The sequence below is a fragment of the Microbacterium sp. Leaf159 genome (assembly GCF_001423615.1).
In the GTDB taxonomy this organism is placed as follows: Bacteria; Actinomycetota; Actinomycetes; order Actinomycetales; family Microbacteriaceae; genus Microbacterium.
Map to the genome: position 1 here is coordinate 754,850 of NZ_LMOU01000001.1, position 21,739 is coordinate 776,588.

General features: G+C 67.0%; 23 protein-coding genes. 4 read left to right on the forward strand and 19 right to left on the reverse strand.

Annotated features, from left to right (window positions below):
* Nucleotides 1-11 precede the first annotated feature (11 nt).
* From miaB to dapA, 11 genes are all read right to left on the reverse strand, one after another.
* Nucleotides 12-1,559, reverse strand: coding sequence for a tRNA (N6-isopentenyl adenosine(37)-C2)-methylthiotransferase MiaB (miaB, locus tag ASF80_RS03730; protein ID WP_056308095.1), 1,548 nt, complete (start codon nucleotides 1,557-1,559; stop codon nucleotides 12-14).
* An 83-nt stretch (nucleotides 1,560-1,642) separates the two neighbouring features.
* Complete coding sequence (locus ASF80_RS03735; protein ID WP_235559871.1) at nucleotides 1,643-2,131, reverse strand: regulatory protein RecX; 489 nt, start codon at nucleotides 2,129-2,131, stop codon at nucleotides 1,643-1,645.
* Nucleotides 2,132-2,617: 486 nt separating this feature from the next.
* Nucleotides 2,618-3,661 (reverse strand): recombinase RecA, encoded by a 1,044-nt coding sequence (gene recA, locus ASF80_RS03740; protein ID WP_056308098.1) that lies wholly within the window; start codon nucleotides 3,659-3,661, stop codon nucleotides 2,618-2,620.
* Nucleotides 3,662-3,926: 265 nt separating this feature from the next.
* A complete protein-coding gene (locus ASF80_RS03745; protein WP_056308099.1) occupies nucleotides 3,927-4,151 on the reverse strand; it encodes a DUF3046 domain-containing protein in 225 nt (74 codons plus the stop codon).
* Nucleotides 4,152-4,173: 22 nt separating this feature from the next.
* Nucleotides 4,174-4,482 (reverse strand): helix-turn-helix domain-containing protein, encoded by a 309-nt coding sequence (locus ASF80_RS03750; RefSeq protein ID WP_056308102.1) that lies wholly within the window; start codon nucleotides 4,480-4,482, stop codon nucleotides 4,174-4,176.
* Nucleotides 4,483-4,623: 141 nt separating this feature from the next.
* Nucleotides 4,624-5,106, reverse strand: coding sequence for a CinA family protein (locus ASF80_RS03755; RefSeq protein WP_056308103.1), 483 nt, complete (start codon nucleotides 5,104-5,106; stop codon nucleotides 4,624-4,626).
* On the reverse strand, nucleotides 5,103-5,678 hold the full coding sequence (gene pgsA / locus ASF80_RS03760; protein WP_056308105.1) for a CDP-diacylglycerol--glycerol-3-phosphate 3-phosphatidyltransferase: 576 nt from the start codon (nucleotides 5,676-5,678) through the stop codon (nucleotides 5,103-5,105). The genes ASF80_RS03755 and pgsA overlap by 4 nt, the downstream gene beginning before the upstream one ends.
* Entirely contained in the window at nucleotides 5,678-8,419 is a 2,742-nt protein-coding gene (locus ASF80_RS03765) for an FtsK/SpoIIIE family DNA translocase (RefSeq protein ID WP_056308107.1), read from the reverse strand. The genes pgsA and ASF80_RS03765 overlap by 1 nt, the downstream gene beginning before the upstream one ends.
* 82 nt (nucleotides 8,420-8,501) lie before the next feature.
* Nucleotides 8,502-8,996: a GNAT family N-acetyltransferase gene (locus ASF80_RS03770; protein ID WP_056308109.1), complete on the reverse strand. Its 495-nt coding sequence runs from the start codon at nucleotides 8,994-8,996 to the stop codon at nucleotides 8,502-8,504.
* Between the two features lie 67 nt (nucleotides 8,997-9,063).
* The gene (locus ASF80_RS03775; protein ID WP_056308111.1) at nucleotides 9,064-10,740 is read right to left on the reverse strand and encodes a ribonuclease J; all 1,677 of its coding nucleotides are present in this window, start codon (nucleotides 10,738-10,740) and stop codon (nucleotides 9,064-9,066) included.
* 68 nt (nucleotides 10,741-10,808) lie between these two features.
* Nucleotides 10,809-11,786 carry a 4-hydroxy-tetrahydrodipicolinate synthase gene (gene dapA, locus ASF80_RS03780; RefSeq protein ID WP_056308113.1) on the reverse strand — a complete coding sequence of 326 codons (978 nt, stop codon included), beginning with the start codon at nucleotides 11,784-11,786 and terminating at the stop codon, nucleotides 10,809-10,811.
* Between the two features lie 154 nt (nucleotides 11,787-11,940).
* Here dapA and ASF80_RS03785 point away from each other — a divergent pair, with 154 nt between their 5' ends.
* Nucleotides 11,941-12,480: an NUDIX domain-containing protein gene (locus ASF80_RS03785; protein WP_056308115.1), complete on the forward strand. Its 540-nt coding sequence runs from the start codon at nucleotides 11,941-11,943 to the stop codon at nucleotides 12,478-12,480.
* 60 nt (nucleotides 12,481-12,540) lie between these two features.
* Here the strand turns inward: ASF80_RS03785 and ASF80_RS03790 are convergent, their stop codons facing one another.
* The 3 genes from ASF80_RS03790 to ASF80_RS03800 are packed head-to-tail and all read right to left on the reverse strand — an operon-like array spanning nucleotide 12,541 to nucleotide 14,584.
* Entirely contained in the window at nucleotides 12,541-13,302 is a 762-nt protein-coding gene (locus tag ASF80_RS03790) for an SDR family NAD(P)-dependent oxidoreductase (protein WP_056308117.1), read from the reverse strand.
* On the reverse strand, nucleotides 13,302-13,778 hold the full coding sequence (locus ASF80_RS03795) for a dihydrofolate reductase (protein WP_056308119.1): 477 nt from the start codon (nucleotides 13,776-13,778) through the stop codon (nucleotides 13,302-13,304). The genes ASF80_RS03790 and ASF80_RS03795 overlap by 1 nt, the downstream gene beginning before the upstream one ends.
* Nucleotides 13,775-14,584: a thymidylate synthase gene (locus ASF80_RS03800; protein ID WP_056308121.1), complete on the reverse strand. Its 810-nt coding sequence runs from the start codon at nucleotides 14,582-14,584 to the stop codon at nucleotides 13,775-13,777. Before ASF80_RS03800 ends, ASF80_RS03795 begins: the two co-directional genes overlap by 4 nt.
* A 96-nt stretch (nucleotides 14,585-14,680) precedes the next feature.
* Between ASF80_RS03800 and ASF80_RS03805 the strand changes: the two genes are divergently transcribed.
* From ASF80_RS03805 to ASF80_RS03815, 3 genes are all read left to right on the forward strand, one after another.
* Complete coding sequence (locus tag ASF80_RS03805; protein WP_056308123.1) at nucleotides 14,681-15,094, forward strand: thioredoxin family protein; 414 nt, start codon at nucleotides 14,681-14,683, stop codon at nucleotides 15,092-15,094.
* Between the two features lie 22 nt (nucleotides 15,095-15,116).
* On the forward strand, nucleotides 15,117-15,683 hold the full coding sequence (locus ASF80_RS03810; protein ID WP_056308124.1) for a DUF4395 domain-containing protein: 567 nt from the start codon (nucleotides 15,117-15,119) through the stop codon (nucleotides 15,681-15,683).
* An 83-nt stretch (nucleotides 15,684-15,766) separates the two neighbouring features.
* On the forward strand, nucleotides 15,767-16,189 hold the full coding sequence (locus tag ASF80_RS03815) for an OsmC family peroxiredoxin (RefSeq protein WP_056308126.1): 423 nt from the start codon (nucleotides 15,767-15,769) through the stop codon (nucleotides 16,187-16,189).
* A 6-nt stretch (nucleotides 16,190-16,195) separates the two neighbouring features.
* Here the strand turns inward: ASF80_RS03815 and ASF80_RS03820 are convergent, their stop codons facing one another.
* The 5 genes from ASF80_RS03820 to ASF80_RS03840 form a co-directional block, all read right to left on the reverse strand.
* Nucleotides 16,196-16,630, reverse strand: coding sequence for a hypothetical protein (locus ASF80_RS03820; protein ID WP_056308128.1), 435 nt, complete (start codon nucleotides 16,628-16,630; stop codon nucleotides 16,196-16,198).
* The gene (gene dapB, locus ASF80_RS03825; protein ID WP_056308130.1) at nucleotides 16,630-17,370 is read right to left on the reverse strand and encodes a 4-hydroxy-tetrahydrodipicolinate reductase; all 741 of its coding nucleotides are present in this window, start codon (nucleotides 17,368-17,370) and stop codon (nucleotides 16,630-16,632) included. The genes ASF80_RS03820 and dapB overlap by 1 nt, the downstream gene beginning before the upstream one ends.
* A gap of 59 nt (nucleotides 17,371-17,429) precedes the next feature.
* The gene (locus tag ASF80_RS03830) at nucleotides 17,430-18,032 is read right to left on the reverse strand and encodes a histidine phosphatase family protein (protein ID WP_056308132.1); all 603 of its coding nucleotides are present in this window, start codon (nucleotides 18,030-18,032) and stop codon (nucleotides 17,430-17,432) included.
* Between the two features lie 80 nt (nucleotides 18,033-18,112).
* Nucleotides 18,113-19,141 carry an aldo/keto reductase gene (locus ASF80_RS03835; RefSeq protein ID WP_056308133.1) on the reverse strand — a complete coding sequence of 343 codons (1,029 nt, stop codon included), beginning with the start codon at nucleotides 19,139-19,141 and terminating at the stop codon, nucleotides 18,113-18,115.
* Nucleotides 19,142-19,358: 217 nt separating this feature from the next.
* Entirely contained in the window at nucleotides 19,359-21,635 is a 2,277-nt protein-coding gene (locus tag ASF80_RS03840; protein ID WP_056308135.1) for a polyribonucleotide nucleotidyltransferase, read from the reverse strand.
* Between the last annotated feature and the right edge of the window lie 104 nt (nucleotides 21,636-21,739).

The following is a 21,739-nucleotide window of genomic DNA, read 5'->3' on the forward strand; positions in this document are numbered from 1 at the left end:
GCGAGCTGTGGTCACACGCCGACGCGAAGCGTCGGCAGGCCGAGGGAGACAGCGCGGAGGCCGTCCCCGGTGCTCGGGGCAGGAACAGCGCACGAGTCCGCCTGAGCTCGATCCCAGGCGTCTCCGCCACGCGTACGGCGGATCCGTAGGGGCGCTCCGGTCGGATCGTCCGCGAGAAGGTGGAATGGTGCGGCGTGGGTGATCGTCACCGAGACCACGTCGCCAGGGCGCGGCACCGCCGAGCCTGCAGTGACCTCGAAGTGGACGAGTCGGTTGTCCTCGCCACGACCGGTCAGGCGGTGAGTCTCGGCATCCTTCTTGCCCTCACCTGTCGAGACCAGCACCTCGACCTCACGGCCCACCTGCTTCTGGTTCTCCTCGAGGGAGATCCGCTCCTGGAGCTCGATGAGGCGGTTGTAACGCTCCTGTACGACGGCCTTGGGAACCTGGTCCGCCATCGTCGCCGCCGGCGTGCCCTCGCGGATCGAGTACTGGAAGGTGAACGCACTCGAGAAGCGAGCCTTCTCGACGACGCGCATGGTGTCCTCGAAGTCCTCGTCGGTCTCGCCGGGGAACCCGACGATGATGTCCGTGGTGATCGCGGCGTTCGGGATGCGGTCGCGCACCCTGTCGAGAATCCCGAGGAACTTCTCGCTCCTGTACGAGCGGCGCATAGCCTTGAGGATCCTGTCACTGCCCGACTGCAGAGGCATGTGCAGCTGAGGCATGACGTTGGAGGTCTCCGCCATCGCGTCGATCACATCGTCGGTGAAGGCCGCGGGGTGCGGGCTCGTGAAACGGATGCGCTCGAGTCCGTCGATCTCCCCCGCGGCGCGGAGCAGCTTTCCGAATGCCTGTCGGTCGCCGAACTCGACTCCGTAGGAGTTGACGTTCTGTCCGAGCAGCGTGACCTCGATGGCGCCGTCTTCGACGAGCAGGCGGATCTCGTTCAGGATGTCACCGGGGCGGCGATCCTTCTCTTTGCCTCGGAGGCTGGGGACGATGCAGAAGGTGCACGTGTTGTTGCACCCGACCGAGATGGAGACCCAGCCGCTGTGCGCGGAATCCCGCTTCGTCGGGAGAGTCGACGGGAACACCTCGAGCGATTCCAGGATCTCGAGCTCGGCATCGCCGTTATGACGCGCACGCTCGAGGAGTCCCGGAAGGGAGCCCATGTTGTGGGTGCCGAACACGACATCGACCCAAGGGGCCTTGTCGAGCACGGCCTGCTTGTCCATCTGGGCGAGGCATCCGCCGACGGCGATCTGCATGCCGTCCTTGCGTCGCTTGACCCCTGCGAGCTGACCGAGGGTGCCGTAGAGCTTTCCGGAGGCGTTGTCACGCACCGCGCACGTGTTGATGATGACGACATCGGCCTCGTCACCCGCGGCGGCGCGGACGTACCCTGCGCTCTCGAGTGACCCAGACAGCCGCTCGGAATCGTGGACGTTCATCTGGCATCCGAAGGTGCGCACCTCGTAGGAGCGGCTGCGTCCGTCGGCGTCGATTGCTGCCGACGACGAACTGATGATCGTCGGCTCACTGCGCGGGATAGTCATGGTTCCACCATTCTACGAGCGCATTCGGGCACCGTCAGCGGCGGATCGATGTGTCGCAGAGATCGATGATCAGGCGATCGGCCTCAGTCGGAGTCCACGAAACGCACACCGGACGTCGGCCTCCCGAACGACGCCTCCGCGAGAGCGGACTTCGCCGCGGTCATCGCGACCGAGCCGTTGTAACCTCGGCGGGAGAGCTGACCGACGAGGCGCCGCAGCGCTGTGTCACCGTCGAGACGTGACAGCCCCCGCGCCTTGGTGCGCGCGTACTCGAGCGCGCGCTCGGCGTCGTCGTCCGGCAGCTCGTCGAGCGCTGCCTCGACCACGTCTCGGGGGATTCCCCGCTGCGCGAGCGCCCTGGACAGAGCGACACGGCCCTGCCCCTTTCGCTCGACGCCCGACGTGACGAGCTGACCGGCGAGCAGAGCATCATCGAGATACCCTCTTCGACAGAAATCGTCGAGGATGTCATCTACAGCGCCGGAATCGAGACGGGTTCCGTCTTGTTCATGGCCTTTGAGAACCATCCGTGCCTCGGAGATCGAGAGCGACCGAGAGCGCAGCTTTCGCACCAGCAATTCCTCTGCGGCTTCTCGTACGCGTGCCGGATCGGCTCCCCCGTTGTCACCGTCGAGGTCGCTCTGCGGCTGCAGCGCCCGCAACCGTGGCGCAGATCGTGCCGCCGCTCCGCGCGCCGGATGTCGGTCGCTCGGATCGCGGGAATCGATCGACGCGGCCGGAGTCGCGGGTGTCATCGGGCCGGCGTCACCCCACGTCGAGTTCCACGCCGGGGCATCATCCGCTGAGACGGGTGCATCTCCACTGAGCCGGCCGGAGCCGGTGAGCCCGGCGTCCGCGGAGGCACGCCGCTCGGAGCGACCATCTTCCGGCGACTCCGGCGCCGTTCGCTCCGTCGCGTCCGCCGAGCCTCTGCCGGCCGGACGCTCGCGTGAGGCGTTCCGGCCGAACAATGGAATGACGGGGGCGAGCTGATCCCGCCCGCCCCCGTCATCACTCATGGCCCACTCCGATCGCGGAACGACCTCGAACCGTCATGATCACGCCGGGCGACGCTCGGCGAGCTCGTCAGCGGGAGCCTCGACGGCGCCACCGATCCCGAGCTTCTGCTTGATCTGGGTCTCGATCGCGAGTGCGACGTCGGGGTTCTTGAGCAGGAACGTGCGTGCGTTCTCCTTGCCCTGGCCGAGCTGATCGCCGTCGTAGGTGTACCAGGAGCCGGACTTCTTCACGATGCCGTGCTCGACACCGAAGTCGATCAGGCTGCCCTCTCGCGAGATGCCGACGCCGTACAGGATGTCGAACTCGGCCTGCTTGAACGGCGGAGCCATCTTGTTCTTGACGACCTTGACCCTGGTGCGGTTTCCGACCGCGTCGGTGCCGTCTTTCAGCGTCTCGATGCGTCGGATGTCCATGCGGACCGACGCGTAGAACTTCAGCGCCTTTCCGCCGGCGGTGGTCTCCGGCGATCCGAAGAAGACACCGATCTTCTCGCGCAGCTGGTTGATGAAGATCATCGTGGTGTTCGTCTGGTTGAGCCCACCGGTGAGCTTTCGCAGAGCCTGCGACATGAGTCGAGCCTGCAGACCCACGTGCGAGTCCCCCATCTCGCCCTCGATCTCTGCGCGAGGCACGAGAGCCGCCACGGAGTCGATCACGATCAGGTCGATGGCGCCGGAGCGAACGAGCATGTCGGCGATCTCGAGGGCCTGCTCACCCGTGTCGGGCTGCGAGACGAGGAGAGCATCGATGTCGACACCGAGTTTGGCTGCGTAGTCGGGGTCGAGCGCGTGCTCGGCATCGATGAAGGCGGCGATGCCACCGGCGCGCTGGGCATTGGCGATCGCGTGCAGTGTGAGAGTCGTCTTACCGGAGGACTCAGGGCCGTAGATCTCGACGATGCGGCCACGCGGGAGGCCGCCGACGCCGAGAGCGACGTCTAGGGCGATGGAGCCGGTCGGGATGACCGCGACAGGGGCGCGTTCATCGCTGCCCAGTCGCATGACGGAACCCTTTCCGAACTGGCGATCGATCTGGGCGAGTGCGGTCTCGAGGGACTTCTCGCGGTCAGCGGGTGATGGCATGACGGGCTCCTTATGCTCGCGTGGTGCCGCCTGTAGGCTGTCGCGGTCCTCCCGGCTGGGCGGAACTCTCCGACAAGGCGTATGGCTCTTCGGCTTGTCTTCACCGTACGAGGCACCTCGGACATTGAGTCGTCAGCACCAGGAATCAGGGAGAACAAGATCTCTGAACCACTTGTGCAGAAGACTACGCCCTTTTCGAACACATCTTCGATGACACGCCGGTTCGGCGTGTCGGGAGACCGAACGCGTCGAACGCGTCAGACGGTCACTTCTTGCGGGGCTCGAGGCGCCCGGCGCCATGGCGGCGCTCGAGTGGCACGTCCGTCTCGGCGCACAGCGCGAGCCAGATGTCGCGCGGTGGGACTCCGGCATCCAGAGCCTCGTCTGCGGTGCGGCCGGAGAGCTGCGTCAGGACGAGGTCGCTGACGAGAGATGAACCTCGGCCACCGAACTCCGCGTCGACGGCGCGGAGGAACTCACTGCGACGCATGAAGAGCGGGAACCCTCGACGCTCAGCGCAGCGAGAGCTCGGGCTCGACCGAGGCGACGAGGTCGTCGGGAACGACGTCCGGGAACACCTGGATGCCCTCGAGGACGGAGATTCGATCGCCGACCTCGCGCATGATGATCGAGATGGGAACATCGAGCGCGTCCGCCACGGAGGCGAGGATCTCGCTCGATGCCTCTTTCTGGCCCCGCTCCACCTCGCTGAGGTAGCCGAGCGCCACAGAGGCCTTGCTTGCGACCTGCCGGAGCGTACGCCCCTTCTGCAGGCGGAAGTCCCTCAGCACATCGCCGATTTCCTGTCGTACAAGAATCATCGGAACCTCCTCCCAGATCGTCTTCTCGAGGTCTCCCTCGAGGAGATCGCCAGTCTAGTCCTACCGACCTTCACAAAATCTACCTTCGCACGCTGTGCTTTCGGTGTGAGCACATCGATGACAACGGAAGTCATGGCCCGCCTATTCCCGGACGAGTCGAACGAGCAGGGCGAGCGCGGCGTCGACCGCCTGCGCGCGGATCTCTGCGCGATCACCGGGGAACTCATGGGGCTCGATGACGGATGCGGTCGGCGTCACGACGGCGATGTGCACGGTGCCGACCGGTTGACCGTCAGGCGACTCCGGTCCGGCGATCCCCGTGGTCGAGACTCCGACGTCCGCGGGGCGACCCTCGACGCTCACTGCACGCCGAACCCCGTCGGCCATCTGCCGAGCGACCTCGGGGTGCACGGGACCGTGCGCGGCGAGAAGGTCAGCATCGACTCCGAGCAGACTGTGCTTCACCGGTGTCGCGTAGGCGACCACCGCACCGACGAACGACGCGGACGCCCCGGCGACGGAGACGAGTTCGGCAGCGACGGCGCCGCCGGTCAGGGACTCCGCCACCCCGAGGGTCCATCCGCGGGCGACCAGGCCGTCGAGAGCCTCCGATGCGGCAGTCACGAGGGCTGCCGAGAGCCTCTCACCTGCGCGACGATGTAATCGATCCCGCTCGCCACCGTGAGGATCAGCACGACGATCATCAGGAACGCCGTCACGATGATCCAGGGGCCCAATCCGATGAGCACGTGCAACGGGAGAAGTGCCCAGGAGAGCGCAACTGCCTGCACCGCCGTCTTCACCTTGCCCATCCAGGCCGCCGCGACCACATGCTCCTTCGCGACGATGAGCCGGTGGACGGTGATACCGACCTCACGGATCAGGATCACGATGACCAGCCACCAATTCAGTTCACCCAGCACCGCAAGACCGACGAAGCCCGCACCGGTGAGCAACTTGTCGGCGATCGGATCCCAGAGTTTGCCGAAGTCGCTGACGATGTCATATCTGCGAGCGAGATAGCCGTCGACCCAATCGGTCGAGATCGCGACGATGAAGAGCACCGCCGCGATCCATCGCATCACGAGGTCGTCGACACCGTACGTTCCGCCGATGAGGAGCAGGACGAAGAAGATGACCGCGAGCGGGATGCGCGCGACGGTGATCGCGTTGGGAAGCTGCCGGGGAATCGCCATCAGTCGCGCCCCGTCAATCCCCAGGCGTCTTCGTCGCCGTCTCCGTCGGCCTCGACGACCGGCAGGCCCTGGAACTGGGCTTCGACCGGATCGTGCGGCGTTCCCGCGGCAGTGGCCGACTGAGTGGCCGCCGCCGCCGGCTTCGCCGGGACGTCATCGCCTCGGAGCTTCGCCATGACCTGCGGGAGCTGCTCGGCCGTGGCCAGCACATCGCGTGCCTTCGATCCCTCCGAGGGTCCGACGATCTCGCGTGACTCCAGCAGATCCATCAGTCGGCCGGCCTTCGCGAAGCCGACGCGCAGCTTGCGCTGCAGCATCGAGGTCGACCCGAACTGCGACGACACGATCAGCTCGGCGGCAGCGAGGAGGAGCTCGAGGTCGTCTCCGATGTCCTCGTCGACCTCCTTCTTCTTGGCCGGCTCCATCGCCTCCTGCACGTCAGCACGGTAGTCGGGGCGCGCCTGACGGGTCACATGTTTGACGACCGCGTCGATCTCCTTCTCGTCGACCCACGCCCCCTGCAGACGGAACGGCTTCGATGAGCCCATCGGCGAGAACAGGGCGTCACCCTGACCGATCAGCTTGTCGGCGCCGGGGCTGTCGAGGATCACGCGGCTGTCGGTGACGCTGGTCACCGCGAAAGCGAGCCGTGACGGCACGTTGGCCTTGATGAGACCGGTGACGACGTCGACGCTCGGTCGTTGAGTGGCGAGGACCAGATGGATGCCGGACGCACGAGCCAGCTGCGTGATGCGCACGATCGAATCCTCGACGTCGCGCGGGGCCACCATCATCAGGTCGGCGAGCTCGTCGACGACCACGAGGAGGTACGGATAGGGCTTGAGCACCCGCTCGCTCCCGACCGGCAGCTCGACCTCGCCGGCGCGTACTGCTCGGTTGAAGTCGTCGATGTGGCGGAAGCCGAACGACGCGAGGTCGTCGTACCGCATGTCCATCTCCTTCACGACCCATTGCAGCGCCTCGGCCGCCTTCTTCGGGTTCGTGATGATGGGCGTGATCAGGTGCGGAACGCCCGCATAGCTCGTGAGTTCGACGCGCTTCGGGTCGATGAGGACCATCCGGACGTCCGTCGGGCGTGCCCGCATGAGCAGGCTCGTGATCATCGAGTTCACGAAGCTCGACTTGCCGGAGCCGGTGGAACCGGCGACGAGCAGGTGGGGCATCTTCGCGAGGTTCGCGATGACGATGTTGCCGCCGACGTCCTTGCCGACGCCGATCGTCATCGGGTGAGTGCTCTTGTGGGCAGCCGGAGACCGCAGTACGTCGCCGAGCGCGACCATCTCTTTGTCGGCGTTGGGGATCTCGATGCCGATGGCGCTCTTGCCTGGGATCGGCGAGAGGATGCGCACGTCGTTGGACGCGACCGCATAGGCGAAGTTGTTGCTCAGCTGAAGGATCTTCTCGACCTTGACGCCGTGTCCGACCTCGACCTCGTACTGCGTGACCGTCGGTCCCCGCGAGAAGCCGGTCACCTTCGCGTCGACCTTGAACTGCGTCAGCACGCTCGTGATCTGCTCGATCACCTTGTCCGTGGCCTCGGACCGGGCGACCGGAGGCGGTCCTTCGACCAGAAGCCCCGGCGACGGCAGGATGTACGGAGCCACAGGCGCCTGAGGGCCCCGCTCCCCCGGTCCGGCGGTTCCGAAGCCGTCGAGTCCTGGCAGCTCGGGAACCTCGCCGGTGTCGGACTCGTCGTCGAGGAGAGCGGTCGTCTGCTGCCCCGCCAGCGACTCCGTCACCGACCGGACGTCGGAGAGCACCTCGGTCGCGGCGTCGTACGGGTCTTCGACGACGACGGCCTGGTCGTAGGCCGGAGTCGGCTCGGAGGTCGTGAGCAGAGCGGTGATGTCGTCGGAGCCGAGAGTCCCCTCGTCGGGGTCCTCTTCACGGCCGGTCTTGTTGCGCCGCCACCAGGGCAGGACATCAGGATCGTCGACCTTGTCTGCCTCGTCGATCGCGACGGCATCCTTCGTCGGCTTCTCGGTGCGCTCGGCATCGAACATCCACGCGTACAGGTCGCCGAGTCGCTGGCCGATACGGTTCGGCGGCGTCTTGGTGAGGATCAGCACGCTGAGCCCCGCGAGGAGGGCGAGCACGATGTAGGCGCCCACGGGGGTGAGGTACGAGAGGGGCTCGCCGACCATCCACCCGAACAGGCCGCCCGCCTCGCTCAGAGCCGGCATGCCGTCCTTCGGCTGGGCGCGCACGAGCAGTCCTGCAGAATCGGCGCGGCCGGCGGCGATGTGGCAGAAGCCCGCGAGCGTGAGCACGAAGAGGCCGAACCCGATGCCGATGCGGCCGTTGTCGTGCACCGACGACGGATGCCGGAACAGCCACCCCGCGAGCAGCAGGAGCAGCACGGGCATCACGAATGCGACCCGACCGACCAGCAGACCGACCGAGTAGGCACTGATGTTCGAGGCGACCTCGTTGCCGATGAAGAACCATTCGTTGACTGCGCCGGCGATCGCGAGCAGCACGAGCAGGAACGGGAAGCCGTCGCGCCGATCGTCCTTCTCGAGGGTCTCAGGCCCGAACGCGCGGAAGAGTCCGCCGACGCCGTGGGCGAGACCGCCCCACGCGCGCACGGCGACGGGAGGCTTGTCGAGTTCGTCGATGTATTTCTTCGGCGCCGCCTGAGCCTTCGGAGCGGCCTGCCTCTTGGGGCGAGGCGTGGCGCTCTCGGACGCGCGCGCTGACTTCGTGGTACTCCTGGCCATGCTCTCACGTTACGACCAGAGGCCGACATTCCCCGTAATGACGCGGCATTCCGGAGTCTTCGCCCGGGTCCGAGGGTGGCGCTCAGGACATCCGATGAACCATCGTGTCGCGGACTTCTCCGATGTCCGTGACCACGAACCCCTCCGACCGATAGAGCGTCCTCGCGAAGTTGTCGCGTTCGACGCTCAGGCTGATGCGCGGATGCCCCTGCTCTCGTGCGTGCGTCACGAGACGGCGGAGCAGCAGGCGACCGACACCGTGGGCGCGCCAGATGGGCTGCACGCCGATGATGAGCTCCGGCACTGCCGTTCCGACGAATCCGAACCCCGGATCGTCCTGCGACAGCATCCGGTACCAGGCGGCCCCGATCGGCCTGTCATCCGAGTCGACTGCGACGAAGCCTGCATCCGCGGGGCGCATCCACCCCGCGACGTATCGGCGATGCTCGGTCGCGGTGAGGATCTCGTGACGAGCCCGCGCTCCACCTGAACGCCAGTTCGCAGCCTCCACGACCATGTCGCCGAGGAAGCTCCCGTCCGCCTGCGCGGCGGGCCTGATCGAGAAGGCGTCGGACATGCCCAGAGCCTACGGTGCGCGCGTTACAGCCGGGTGTCGTCCGACTGTGAACGCGCGACCGGCGTGGTCAGGCCTCGATGACGAGGGGGACGATCATCGGACGACGGCGGAGCTTCTGGTTGACCCAGCGTCCGATCGTCCGGCGGATGACCTGCGACAGCGCATGGGTGTCGCGGACTCCGTTGCCGGAGGCCTCCTTGAGCGCCGCGATGATCTTCGGCGTCACGTCGTCGAACACCGAGTCGTCCTCAGCGATGCCACGTGCGTGGATCTCGGGGCCCGAGATGATCCGCCCGGTCTGGGCATCCACGACGACGATGACCGAGACGAAGCCCTCTTCGGCGAGGATGCGGCGGTCCTTGAGGTCGGCGTCTGTGATGGCACCGACGGTGGAGCCGTCGACGTAGACGAAGCCGAGGTCGAGCTGGCCGACCACCCGGGCGTCACCGTCCTTCAGGTCGATCACCGTGCCGTTCGATGCGATGATCGTGCGCTCGGCCTCGACCCCCGTGTCCTGGGCCAGTTTCGCGTTGGCGATCAGGTGGCGGTACTCGCCGTGGACGGGGAGGACGTTCTTCGGCTTGAGGATGTTGTAGCAGTAGATCAGCTCGCCGGCTGCGGCGTGCCCCGAGACGTGGACCTTGGCATTCGCCTTGTGCACGACGTTCGCGCCGAGCTTCGTGAGGCCGTCGATCACTCGGTACACGGCGTTCTCGTTTCCGGGGATCAGGCTCGATGCCAGGATGACGGTGTCGCCCGGACCGGGTTCGATCGCGTGATCGAGGTTGGCCATGCGGCTGAGCACTGCCATCGGCTCGCCCTGCGAGCCCGTGGACATGTAGACGATCTTGTCGTCGGGAAGATCCCGCGCCTTCTTGTAGTCGATCAGCAGGCCGCTCGGCACCTTGAGGTAGCCGAGGTCCTCGGCGATCGTCATGTTGCGCAGCATGCTCCGCCCGAGCAGCGCGACGCGGCGTCCGTGCGCGTGGGCCGCGTCAAGGACCTGCTGCACTCGGTGCACGTGACTGGAGAAGCTCGCGACGATCACGCGGCGCGGAGCCTTGCCGATCACCTGGTCGAGCACCGGTCCGATCGAGCGCTCGGTCGGCGTGAAGCCGGGCACGTCCGCGTTCGTGGAGTCGACGAGGAACAGGTCGACTCCCTCCTCGCCGAGGCGCGCGAACGCACGGAGGTCGGTGATGCGACCGTCGAGCGGCAGCTGATCCATCTTGAAGTCACCGGTCGCCAGAACGAGCCCGGCGGGCGTGCGGATCGCGACGGCCAGGGCATCCGGGATCGAGTGGTTGACCGCCACGAACTCGAGGTCGAAGGGGCCGACCTGTTCGCGCTGTCCTTCCTTCACGGTGAGGGTGAAGGCCTTGATGCGGTGCTCCTTGAGCTTCGCCTCGACCAGCGCGAGCGTGAGACCCGATCCGATCACAGGAATGTCGCTCTTCAGACGCAGCAAGTAGGGAACCGCGCCGATGTGATCCTCATGACCGTGCGTGAGCACGACGCCGACGATGTCGTCGAGACGCCCCTTGATCGGCTCGAAGTCGGGAAGGATCAGGTCGACACCCGGCTGGTGCTCCTCGGGGAACAGCACACCGCAGTCGACGATCAGGATCTTGCCGTCGAACTCGAAGATCGTCATGTTGCGGCCGATCTCGCCGAGGCCGCCGAGCGGAGTGACCCGCAGCGTCCCCTCGTCGAGTGCTGCGGGTTCTGCGAGCGGGATGGACATGGTGTCTCCTCAGTCGGACACTCGACGCGTCCGTTCGTTCATGGTGACGCGGCTCACCGCGCCGGGTGTCAGCGAGTCGTGCCGTGCACCTTGGGCAGGGCACCGCCCGCGGCCGCGTTGCGGTCGGGGCGGAAGTTGGAGAAGTCGGCGCCGGGAACGTCCTTCACGAGATCGAGCTCGTCCTCGATGAGGGCGGCCTCCCACTCTTCGGGACCCACCAGCGGCAGACGGACGCGCGGGCTCGAGATACGTCCGAGTCCGTGCAGGATGTACTTGGCCGCGACGGTGCCCGGCACGTGCGTCATGACGGCGCGCACGAGCGGCTCCAGCCGCTTGTGCTCCGCGGTCGCGGTCGTGAGGTCGCCGCGGTTCACGGCGTCGATGATCGTGCGGTACGGAGTCGCCGCGATGTTCGCGGTCACACCGATCAGCCCGGTCGCGCCGATCGCGAGGTGCGGAAGGACGTTCGCGTCATCGCCCGAGAAGTACATCAGGTCGGTCTGGTTGAGCACGCGGCTCACCTCGGAGAAGTCGCCCTTGGCGTCCTTCACGGCGAGGATGTTCGGGTGCTTGGCGAGTCGCAGGATCGTCTCGTACTTGATGGGCACGCCCGTGCGCCCCGGGATGTCGTAGAGGATCACCGGGAGGTCGGTGGCGTCGGCCACCAGACGGAAGTGGGTCAGGATGCCGGCCTGCGTGGGCTTGTTGTAGTAAGGCGTGACGATCATGATGCCGTCGGCGCCGGCCTTCTCGCTGGCCTTGTACAGCTCGATCGCATGCGCGGTCTCGTTGGACCCGCCACCCGTGATGATCTTGGCGCGGCCGGCCGAGACCGACTTGCCGATCTCGACGAGCTTGAGCTTCTCGGGGTCCGTCAGGGTCGAGGTCTCGCCGGTCGTTCCCGTCACGACGATTCCGTCAGCACCGGCGGTGATGACGTCATCGATGTGCTTCTCGACGGCGGGCCAATCGACTTCACCGTCGGCCGTCATCGGAGTGACGAGCGCGACGAGAACCTGTCCGAATGGGTTGCCCGAGTGCGTCATGCCCCCAGCGTATCGGTTAGCGTGCCGCTCACCCAGACGAGGGACGGCGGATGACATCTCCGCGGGCGATCGCGATCTTCTCGTCGAGCACCGGACAGGCCAGCTCGCCGACGGCGAACTCGTCGATCCTAGGGATCCGCATAGGCTCGACTCCATGGCATGGGTCACACACGAGTCGTCGACGGTGTATGAGAACCGGTGGATCGAGGTGCGGGAGGACCAGGTCACGGGACCCGGGGGCGATGGGATCTACGGCGTGGTGACCATGCGGCATCCGGCGGTCTTCGTCGTCGCTCTCGATGATGAAGACCGCGTCTGCCTCGTCACGCTCGAGCGCTACACGACCGGCGTCTCGATCGAGGTGCCTGCCGGAGGTAGCGACGGCGAGGATCCGCTCGCAGCCGCGCAGCGCGAGCTGCTCGAGGAGACGGGCTTCGTCGCCGAGGACTGGACGGCACTCGGAACGATGAACGCCCTCAACGGGATCGCCCACGCGCCCGAGCACGTGTTCCTCGCTCGGAGCCTGACTCCGTCCGATGACTCCACGCACACCCAGGCGGAGGAGGGCATCGACGCCGTCACCTGGCTGCCGTTCTCCGACGTGCTCGGCATGATCTCCGACGGCCGGATCACCGATGGAGAGACCGTGGCTGCCATTGCCTACGCCGGCATCCGTCTGGGCAGATTCCGCTGATCTCGTAGCGCCCTGCTTCGCACGCCACGCGCCCGCTGCAGGACGAGATCGGCGTTCAGCTCAGACGCGACCCCGGCGAGCGACGCCCGACGTCACCGAGCTCGGCAGCAGGCGCGCGATCGCGACGATCGCCTTGTAGCGCAGTGACGGGATCGAGACGGCCCTGCCTCGCGCCGCATCGTGGAGCCCTTCGCGCACGACGTCACGTGCGTCGAGCCACATGAACGCCGGAACGCCCTCGTGCCCCGGCGCGAGCCCCATCCGCTCGTGGAAGGTCGTGTGCGTGAAACCGGGGCAGACCGCGGTCACACTCACCCTGTCGGAGGCGTACTCGGCGTTCGCCCAGCGGCTGAAGCCGATGAGCCAGCTCTTGCAGGCCGAATACGTCGAGCGGGAGATGAACCCGGCGACGGACGCGACGTTGATGATGCGGCCACCGCGGCCTCGCATCGACCCGAGCGCCGCATGCATGAGGCGCATCGACGCCTCGACGTGGACGCGGAGGTGCCGCACCTCGTCGTCGATGTCGTTGTCGGCGAACTGCAGCGGCAGGCCGAAGCCGGCGTTGTTGATCAGCAGATCCACCGGGTCGGAGGCATCGCCCAGACGGTCGGCGACGCGGTCCACATCGGCGGCCTCGGAGAGATCCGCGACGAGGATCTCGACTGCGATGCCGTATTCGCTGCGCAGCTCCGCCGCGACGCTCTCGAGAGCATCCGTCGACCGGGCGACGAGCACGAGGTCGGCGCGGCGACGGGCGAGCTGGCGGGCGAACTCGACACCGAGCCCTGCGCTCGCGCCGGTGATCAGTGCGGTGGGCATCAGCGCTCGTATCCCAGGAAGCGGAAGCGGACTCCCGACCGGGAGGTCTGCCACTCCCCCTCGTCGACCAGCCGCCACCCGGTCTTCGACGGGGCGTAGGCATCGCCCGCGACGTCGAGGTCGAGCTCGGTGACCTCGAGACGGTCGGCATCTGCGATCACGAGCCGGAAGATCTCGGCTCCTCCGATGATCCAGACCCTCTCGTGTCCGCGCACCGCATCGGTGACGGTCGCTGCTCGCCTGACGCCCTCTTCGGTCCAGTCCTGCTGGCGCGTGATAACGATGTTCTCGCGCCCGGGGAGCGGGCGGAATCGTTCAGGCAGCGAGTCCCACGTCTTGCGCCCCATGATCACGGGCGCTCCGAGGGTCTTCTCCTTGAAGTGGGCGAGATCTTCGGGGACGTTCCACGGCATTCCGCCTTCGGCTCCGATGACGCCGCCCTGGGCTTCGGCCCAGATCAGGCCGACCCACGTCACACCGCCACCGCCGCCCGGATCGGGGCATGGTGCTGATAGTCCTCGACGATGAAGTCGTCGTAGGCGTAGTCGAAGATCGATTCCGGCTTGCGTGCGAAGCGCAGCGACGGGTAGGGATACGCGTCGCGGGTGAGCTGCTCGCGCACCTGATCGAGGTGATTGTCGTAGATGTGGCAGTCGCCACCGGTCCAGACGAAGTCTCCCGGCTCGAGCCCGACCTGCTGAGCCACCATCAGCGTCAGCAGGGCGTAGGACGCGATGTTGAACGGGACGCCGAGGAACAGATCGGCGCTGCGCTGGTAGAGCTGGCACGAGAGCTTGCCGTCTGCGACGTAGAACTGGAAGAGCGCGTGGCACGGGGCGAGTGCCATGTCGGGGATGTCCGCGGGGTTCCACGCCGAGACGATCAGGCGTCGGGAATCGGGAGCCTTGCGGATCTGATCGATCACGTCGCTCAGCTGGTCGATGCTCTCGCCGTCAGGCGTCGGCCAGGACCGCCACTGCACGCCGTAGACGGGTCCGAGATCACCCGAGGCGTCGGCCCACTCGTCCCAGATCGTGACACCGTTGTCCTGGAGCCACTTGACGTTGGAGTCGCCTCTGAGGAACCAGAGGAGCTCGTAGGCGATCGACTTGAAATGCACGCGCTTCGTCGTGATCAGCGGAAAGCCCTGCGAGAGGTCGAAGCGGATCTGCCTGCCGAAGACGCTGGTGGTCCCCGTGCCGGTGCGATCCGACTTGTGCGTGCCGGACTCCAGCACGTCGCGGAGCAGGTCTTCATACGGCGTCGGGACGGCTGCGCTCATGTCTGCCAGACTACCCGCCCACAAGCGCCGAGAGTCCGTTCGTCACGATGCGACACATCGGCCCCGGCGTGTCCGAACGGCCCCTATTCTCAATCCATGTCGCCCGGAATCGCCCTCGCCGTGATCGGTGCGCTCCTCGTGATCGCCGCCGTCGTCGGGATCGTGCTGCGGATCCTCGACGGACGACGGCGAGGTGGTGGCCATCTCCTGTTCGATCCCGCCGATGCGGATGCCGATCGGCTCGGCTCGCACGCCACGCTCGTGCAGTTCAGCACCGAGATGTGCGCGCGCTGCCCTCAAGTGCGCAGGATGCTGTCGAGCTACGTCGCAGATGCCGACGGCCTGCATCACCTCGAGGTCGACCTCACGCATCGACCCGATCTCTCGGCGCGATACAAGGTCCTGCAGACCCCGACGACGTTCGTCGTCGACGGCTCCGGTGCCGTCCGCGCGCGATTCCACGGTGTACCGCACCGCCACGCACTCACCGAAGCACTCTCCGCCGTCTGAGGCGAGAAGGACTGGAGCAGAGATGACCACTCCCGCAGGCATCGACCCCCGCGGCCCTCGCTTCGCCGCGACGATCACGACCGTGCTGCTTCTCGCCGCGACGTTCCTCGGGCTCGTCGGCATCTCGACGGCGCGGTCCTTCGGCTGGTTCGCGTACCAGCCGCTCGCGGCGGCGGACTTCGCCTCGGACACGTGGGCGATCGTCGCAGCATCCCCCGCCCAGCGCGCACTCGATCCCGGCTTCCTCCTCACGGTCATGATCGCCCTGCTCTTCCTCTGGAGCGTGCTCTCCCCCGCAACGGCACCCTGGGGTGTCGTGTTCCGCCGGTTCGTGCGGCCACGACTCGCACCGCCCGCCGAGCTGGAGGATCCTCGTCCTCCGCGCTTCGCGCAGGGTGTGGGCCTCTTCGTCGTCACGATCGGACTCGTCCTGCACCTGGTCGGTGTGCCGTGGGCGCTGCCGATCGCGACGGCCGCGGCGTTCATCGCCGCCTTCCTCAACGCCGCATTCTCGTTCTGCCTCGGCTGCCAGATCTACCTGCTTCTGCAGCGTGTCGGCATCCTCGGCCGCACGCCCTCCGCGGCCTGAGCGCGGTTCCGCCCGACGTACCCGATCGATAGGCTGGCCCCACACGCGAGCGCACATCCCGCGACGCGAGAACCGGAGGAATCATGCCCGTCACCAGCGAAGCCACCACCACCTGGACCGGATCCCTCGCGGAAGGCTCGGGCACCGTCGCGTTCTCCTCGTCGAAGCTCGGCACCTTCCCGATCAACTGGAAGGCCCGCAGCGAGGGCAGCGACACCACCACCCCGGAGGAGCTGATCGCCGCGGCTCACGCCTCATGCTTCAGCATGGCCCTCTCGCACGCCCTCTCAGAGAACGGCACCCCGCCGGAGCGCGTCAACACCAGCGCTTCGGTCACCTTCAAGCCCGGTGTCGGAATCACCGGAAGCCACCTCAACGTCAACGCGGTCGTTCCGGGACTCACTCCCGAGGCGTTCCAGACGATCGCGGCCGAGGCCAAGGTCGGCTGCCCCGTGTCCCAGGCTCTCGCCGGCATCGAGATCACACTCGAGGCCACACTCGCCTGAGTCGGATCAGCTCCGCGCGATGCGGATCGCCTCGCGGATGCTGGCGCGGGCGTCCTTGCGGCGCCCCGCCGCATCCTGCACGACACCCAGACGGTAGCGTGCCCGCCAGTCTCCCGGAGCCGCATCCGCGTCGGCGGTGTACCGCTGGATCATCGGATCGGCGTCAGCGCGGGCGATCCGCCCGCTGGGGGTGAGTTCGGTCTCCGCCTCGGGCATGCCGCCCTCGGCATCCAGCTCGCGCCCCAGCCGGTCGGCCGCGAAGCCGAACTGCATCTCGCGCACGAGTGCCCACGCGCCGATGGGGGCGAGCACGATGAGCGCTATCCCCATTCCGATCGATACCGGGGTCCCGACGGCGAAGAACATCACGGCCAGCCACACGGCGACCGCCAGATAGACGAGAAGCGCTGCGCCCATCAGGCCCACGCCGATTCGCGACATCACGAACGGAGGCCGATGTCGATCATGCTCTCGAGACCGACGAACACACCGGTGGCACTCGCTGCGAAGGGAACGGCGAGACGGATGCCCGGAGCGTAGGCGAGGGCGGGGTCGACGGTGTCGTGCGTGAACGTCAGCGATTCTCCGGGCCCGGAGAGGATGACCTCCTGCTTCGCGATGACGCCGGGGCGACGCAGCGAATGGATCGGCACGCTGCCGACCTGCTGTCCACGTGCACGCTGATCGGCATGCGGGGCGCTGACCGGTCCCTGCTCGGCGCGTGCGGCCGCGATCAACTCGGCGGTGCGGACCGCCGTACCGCTCGGCGAATCGACCTTCGCCTCGTGATGCGCCTCGATGATCTCGGCGGAGCCGAAGAACGGTGCGGCCGCAGCAGCGAGAGCAGACCCGAGCACGGACCCCAGCGAGAAGTTAGGGATGAAGACGACGCCGGTACCGGCGTTCTCGGCCAACGGGCGCACGAGAGCGATTCGCTCCGACGACCAGCCGGAGGTGGCCACCAGCACATTGATCCGGCGTTCGACCGCAGCCCGCACGACGTCGACGCTCACCTGAGGTGTCGTCGCATCGATCACCAGCGCCGCGCCGTCCAGTTCGGCGAGGTCGCTTCGAGAGGTGAGCACGCGACTCACCTCGAAGCCCTCGAGCTCGTCGATCACCGCATGGATGATCGAGCCGAGCTTTCCGGTGCCGCCGACGAGTGCTACCTGCGTGGTCATGCGTTCAGTCTATTTCGCAGGGGCTCGCCGAACTCCGCGGCGGGCCGCGCACGGCCGAATCAGACCGGCATGGCGTCGGGGATGCCCGTTCTGAGCTCGACCGGGAGGTGCCCCGTGTCGTTGTGCGTGAGCAGGGTCCACGGACGCCCCTGCTTCTGCGCGATGACGGTGAGACCGCAGTGCGCCTGATTGAGGGTCATCCACCGCCACTCGGGAGCGCCGAGCACCTCGCGGACGAACCATGAGATCACGAAGTTGTGGGTGATGAGCACCTCGTGCACGTCGCCCGGCTTGCGCACGAGGAACTCGTTCACGGCGTCGTACATCTGGGCGCGGCCCGCATCGAGCTCCGCCTCGGTGATCGAGCCGAAGAACGGTTCGTAGGCGGCAGGTGTCTCCTCGGTCATGCCGGTGGGCACGCAGTCGAACAGCAGGGCGGTCGGCGCGGGGTCGACGGACGGGAGTCGGGCGGCGATCGCTCGGGCCGTCTCGTTCGCACGCAGCAAGGGCGAATGCCAGACCGCATCGAGAGGCAGACCCGAGAGGCGGTCTGCGATCAACTCGGCCTGACGCTGACCCCGTGGCGACAGCGGCCCGTCGGCGAGACCATGCTCGGCGTCCTGATGTTCACCATGTCGGACCAGATATATGTAATGCGTCACAAACTCGCTCGCTTCATCGACAGCGCTTGCCGGGATTCACTCCACCCTATGCCAGGTCTGTGACAGGGGCGTTACGACGCTCAGTTGCCGGCGCGAGTGAGCTCGGCGACCTGTGTGCGCGAAAGAGTGACGCCCGCACCCTGCATGAGCTCGTCGACATGATCGGTCGCGAACGTGTTGACGATCGGCGCTGCGATCGTGCGCTGCGCGAGCAACCAGGCGATCGAGACGGCGGCGACCGGCACCTCGAGCTCGGTGGCCACCTGGTCGAGGGCTCGGAGGATCTTGGTGCCCCGACGGTTGAGATGACCGCGGAGCTGCTCGCCACGCACCCCTCTCGAGGTCAGTGCCTTGCTGCGATGCCTGCCGGACAGGAACCCGTGCTCGAGGGCATGCGACGGCGTGACGGCGAGGCTCTGCGCACCCGCCACGAGTCGCAGATCGCCCTCGAACGGCTGCCGACGGATGAGGTTGTACGGAGAGTCGATGACCTCGATGCGCGGGTATCCGGCAGAGGCGAGGATGCGCGCCTCGACGAGTCGCTCCGGAGCGAATCCGAACGCCCCGAGAGCGCCGATCTTGCCTGCATCGACCATCCACTCGACGGTCGCGAGCGTGTCTTCGAGGTTCGTCGTCTTGTCGAGGGTCGCGTCGAGGTAGAGCACATCGATGCGATCGACTCCCAGACGCGTGAGCGATCCCTCGACCGCGCGCACCAGATTGACGGAGCCGAGACCGGGATTGTCGGCGTGCGCGCCGATGCGCACACTGAGCAACGCGCGTTCGCGCTGTCCGCGCGTCTGCAGCCACTGTCCGATGATGTGCTCACTGCGTCCGCCCGAGAAGCCGTCGGCCGTGTGGATCGCGTTGCCGCCGAATTCGACGTAGCGGTCGAGGATCCCGTGGCTCGTCTCGAGATCGACGTTCCAGCCGAACTCCGCCGCACCGAGCATCAGCGGGAACGTGTCGAGACCGGTCTCCCCGAGCGGGACGCGGATGCTCTCCCCTATTCCGGGTCCGACGATCGGGATGGGGGCGGACGGGTGCTCTGCCGCGCTCTGCTGCGCGCGTTCGGGCGACGTACCTGCGCCTACGCTGAACAACCGCATATCCTCACCCCCGCGTCGGTCGGTGCGTACCGACCTGCGTCACTGCCTGTAATTGCACCCCCCGGTGCGTACTTCGAGAGTAAGCGACATCCGCGAACTCGCCGACCAATCCAGGGAACGGCGCAAGAACTTCCCATAACGGTTTGATCACATCGGATACGACGAAGCCCGAGCCGTCCGTGAGGACAGACCCGGGCCTCGTGTCGAAGCGCTCCGATTACTCGGCTGCGGCCTCTTCAGCAGGAGCTGCGTCCGCTGCGGGAGCGTCGTCGAGCACAGGCTCGAGCGACAGCTTGCCGCGGTCGTCGATCTTCGTGATCTTCACGAGGATCTTCTGACCGACGGAGAGCACGTCGTCGACGTTCTCGACGCGCTTGCCACCGGCGAGCTTGCGCACCTCGGTGACGTGCAGCAGGCCGTCCTTGCCCGGGAGCAGGGAGACGAACGCACCGAACGTCGCGATCTTCACGACGGTTCCGAGGAACTGCTCGCCCACCTCGGGGTTGGTCGGGTTGGCGATCGCGTTGACCTGGGCGCGGGCGGCCTCGGCCGACGGGCCGTCGGTCGCGCCGATGTAGACGGTGCCGTCCTCCTCGATGGAGATCTGCGCACCGGTCTCGTCCTGGATCGCGTTGATCGTCTTGCCCTTCGGGCCGATCAGCTCACCGATCTTGTCGACCGGGATCTGCACGCTGATGACGCGAGGCGCGGTGGGCGCCATCTCGTCGGGAGCGTCGATCGCAGCGTTCAGGACGTTGAGGATCGTCAGACGCGCGTCGCGGGCCTGGGTCAGCGCGCCTGCGAGCACCGACGACGGGATGCCGTCGAGCTTCGTGTCGAGCTGGATCGCCGTGACGAATTCGCTGGTACCGGCGACCTTGAAGTCCATGTCGCCGAGAGCGTCCTCGGCACCGAGGATGTCGGTGAGTGCGGCGTAGCGCGTCTCACCGTTGACCTCGTCGGAGACGAGACCCATCGCGATACCGGCGACGGCTGCGCGCAGCGGCACACCCGCGTTCAGGAGCGACAGGGTCGACGCGCAGACGGAGCCCATCGACGTCGAGCCGTTGGAGCTCAGCGCCTCGGAGACCTGACGGATCGCGTAGGGGAACTCCTCGCGGCTCGGCAGCACCGGCACGAGTGCGCGCTCGGCGAGGAAGCCGTGCCCGATCTCGCGACGCTTCGGCGAACCGACCCGGCCGGTCTCACCGGTCGAGTAGGGCGGGAAGTTGTAGTGGTGCATGTACCGCTTGCTCGTCGTGGGCGACAGCGAGTCGATCTGCTGCTCCATCTTGAGCATGTTCAGCGTGGTGATGCCCATGATCTGGGTCTCGCCGCGCTGGAAGATCGCGGAGCCGTGAACACGCGGGATGACCTGCACCTCGGCGTCGAGCGGACGGATGTCCGCCAGACCACGGCCGTCCATGCGCACGCTCTCCGTGAGGATGCGGCCGCGGACGATCTTCTTCGTGACGGACTTGTACGCCGCGGAGAACTCGAGCGGGGCTCCAGCGGGCAGGTTGCCGGCCTCGACCGCTTCGATGAGCTGCGCCTTGACGCGGTCCTTGACCTCGTCGTCCTTGCCCTGACGCTCCAGCTTGTCGGCGATCTGGTAGACGTTCACCAGGTCGTCGTAGGAGCGCTCGGCCACGAAGTCGTAGACCTCGCTGGAGTACGGCGGGAAGACCGGGTACACGCCCGGCTCCTTCGCAGCCGTGGCTGCGAGCTCGGCCTGAGCCTTGACGAGCTGCGCGATGAAGGGCTTCGACGCTTCGAGACCCTGCGCGACGACGGCCTCGTCGGGCTTCGTGGCGCCGGCCTTGATCAGGTTCCAGCTGCCCTCGGTGGCCTCAGCCTCGACCATCATGATCGCGACGTCTTCGGTGCCGTCGGACTTGGTGACGACACGACCGGCGACGATCAGGTCGAACACGGCCTCGCTCACCTGCTCGGCGGTCGGGAACGCGACCCACTGGTCGGCGTGCTCGCCCTGACCCGGGATGAACGCGAGGCGCACACCGGCGACCGGGCCCGAGAACGGAAGACCCGAGATCTGCGTCGACGCGGAGGCCGCGTTGATCGCGAGAGCGTCGTAGAACTCGCCCGGAGCGATCGAGAGCACGGTGATGACGATCTGGACCTCGTTGCGCAGGCCGTCGACGAACGACGGACGCAGCGGACGGTCGATCAGACGGCAGACGAGGATCGCCTCGGTCGAGGGACGACCCTCACGACGGAAGAACGAGCCGGGGATCTTGCCCGCTGCGTACGAACGCTCTTCGACGTCGACCGTCAGCGGGAAGAAGTCGAAGCCCTCGCGCGGGTGCTTGCCGGCGCTCGTGGCCGAGAGGAGCATGGTCTCGCCGTCGAGGTAGGCGGCGACTGCGCCCTGAGCCTGCTGCGCGAGGCGGCCGGTCTCGAAGCGGATGGTGCGGGTGCCGAAGCGGCCGTTGTCGAGAACGGCCTCGGTGGCGGTGATTTCAGGACCTTCCAAGAGGTCTCTCCTTCTTTGTTTAGACTCGCGAATCCGTATGACGCGCGAGCGTGTTCATGAAGGAGCGGATGCAGCCGGATACGGGCGCGCGGGCAATCCCGCGA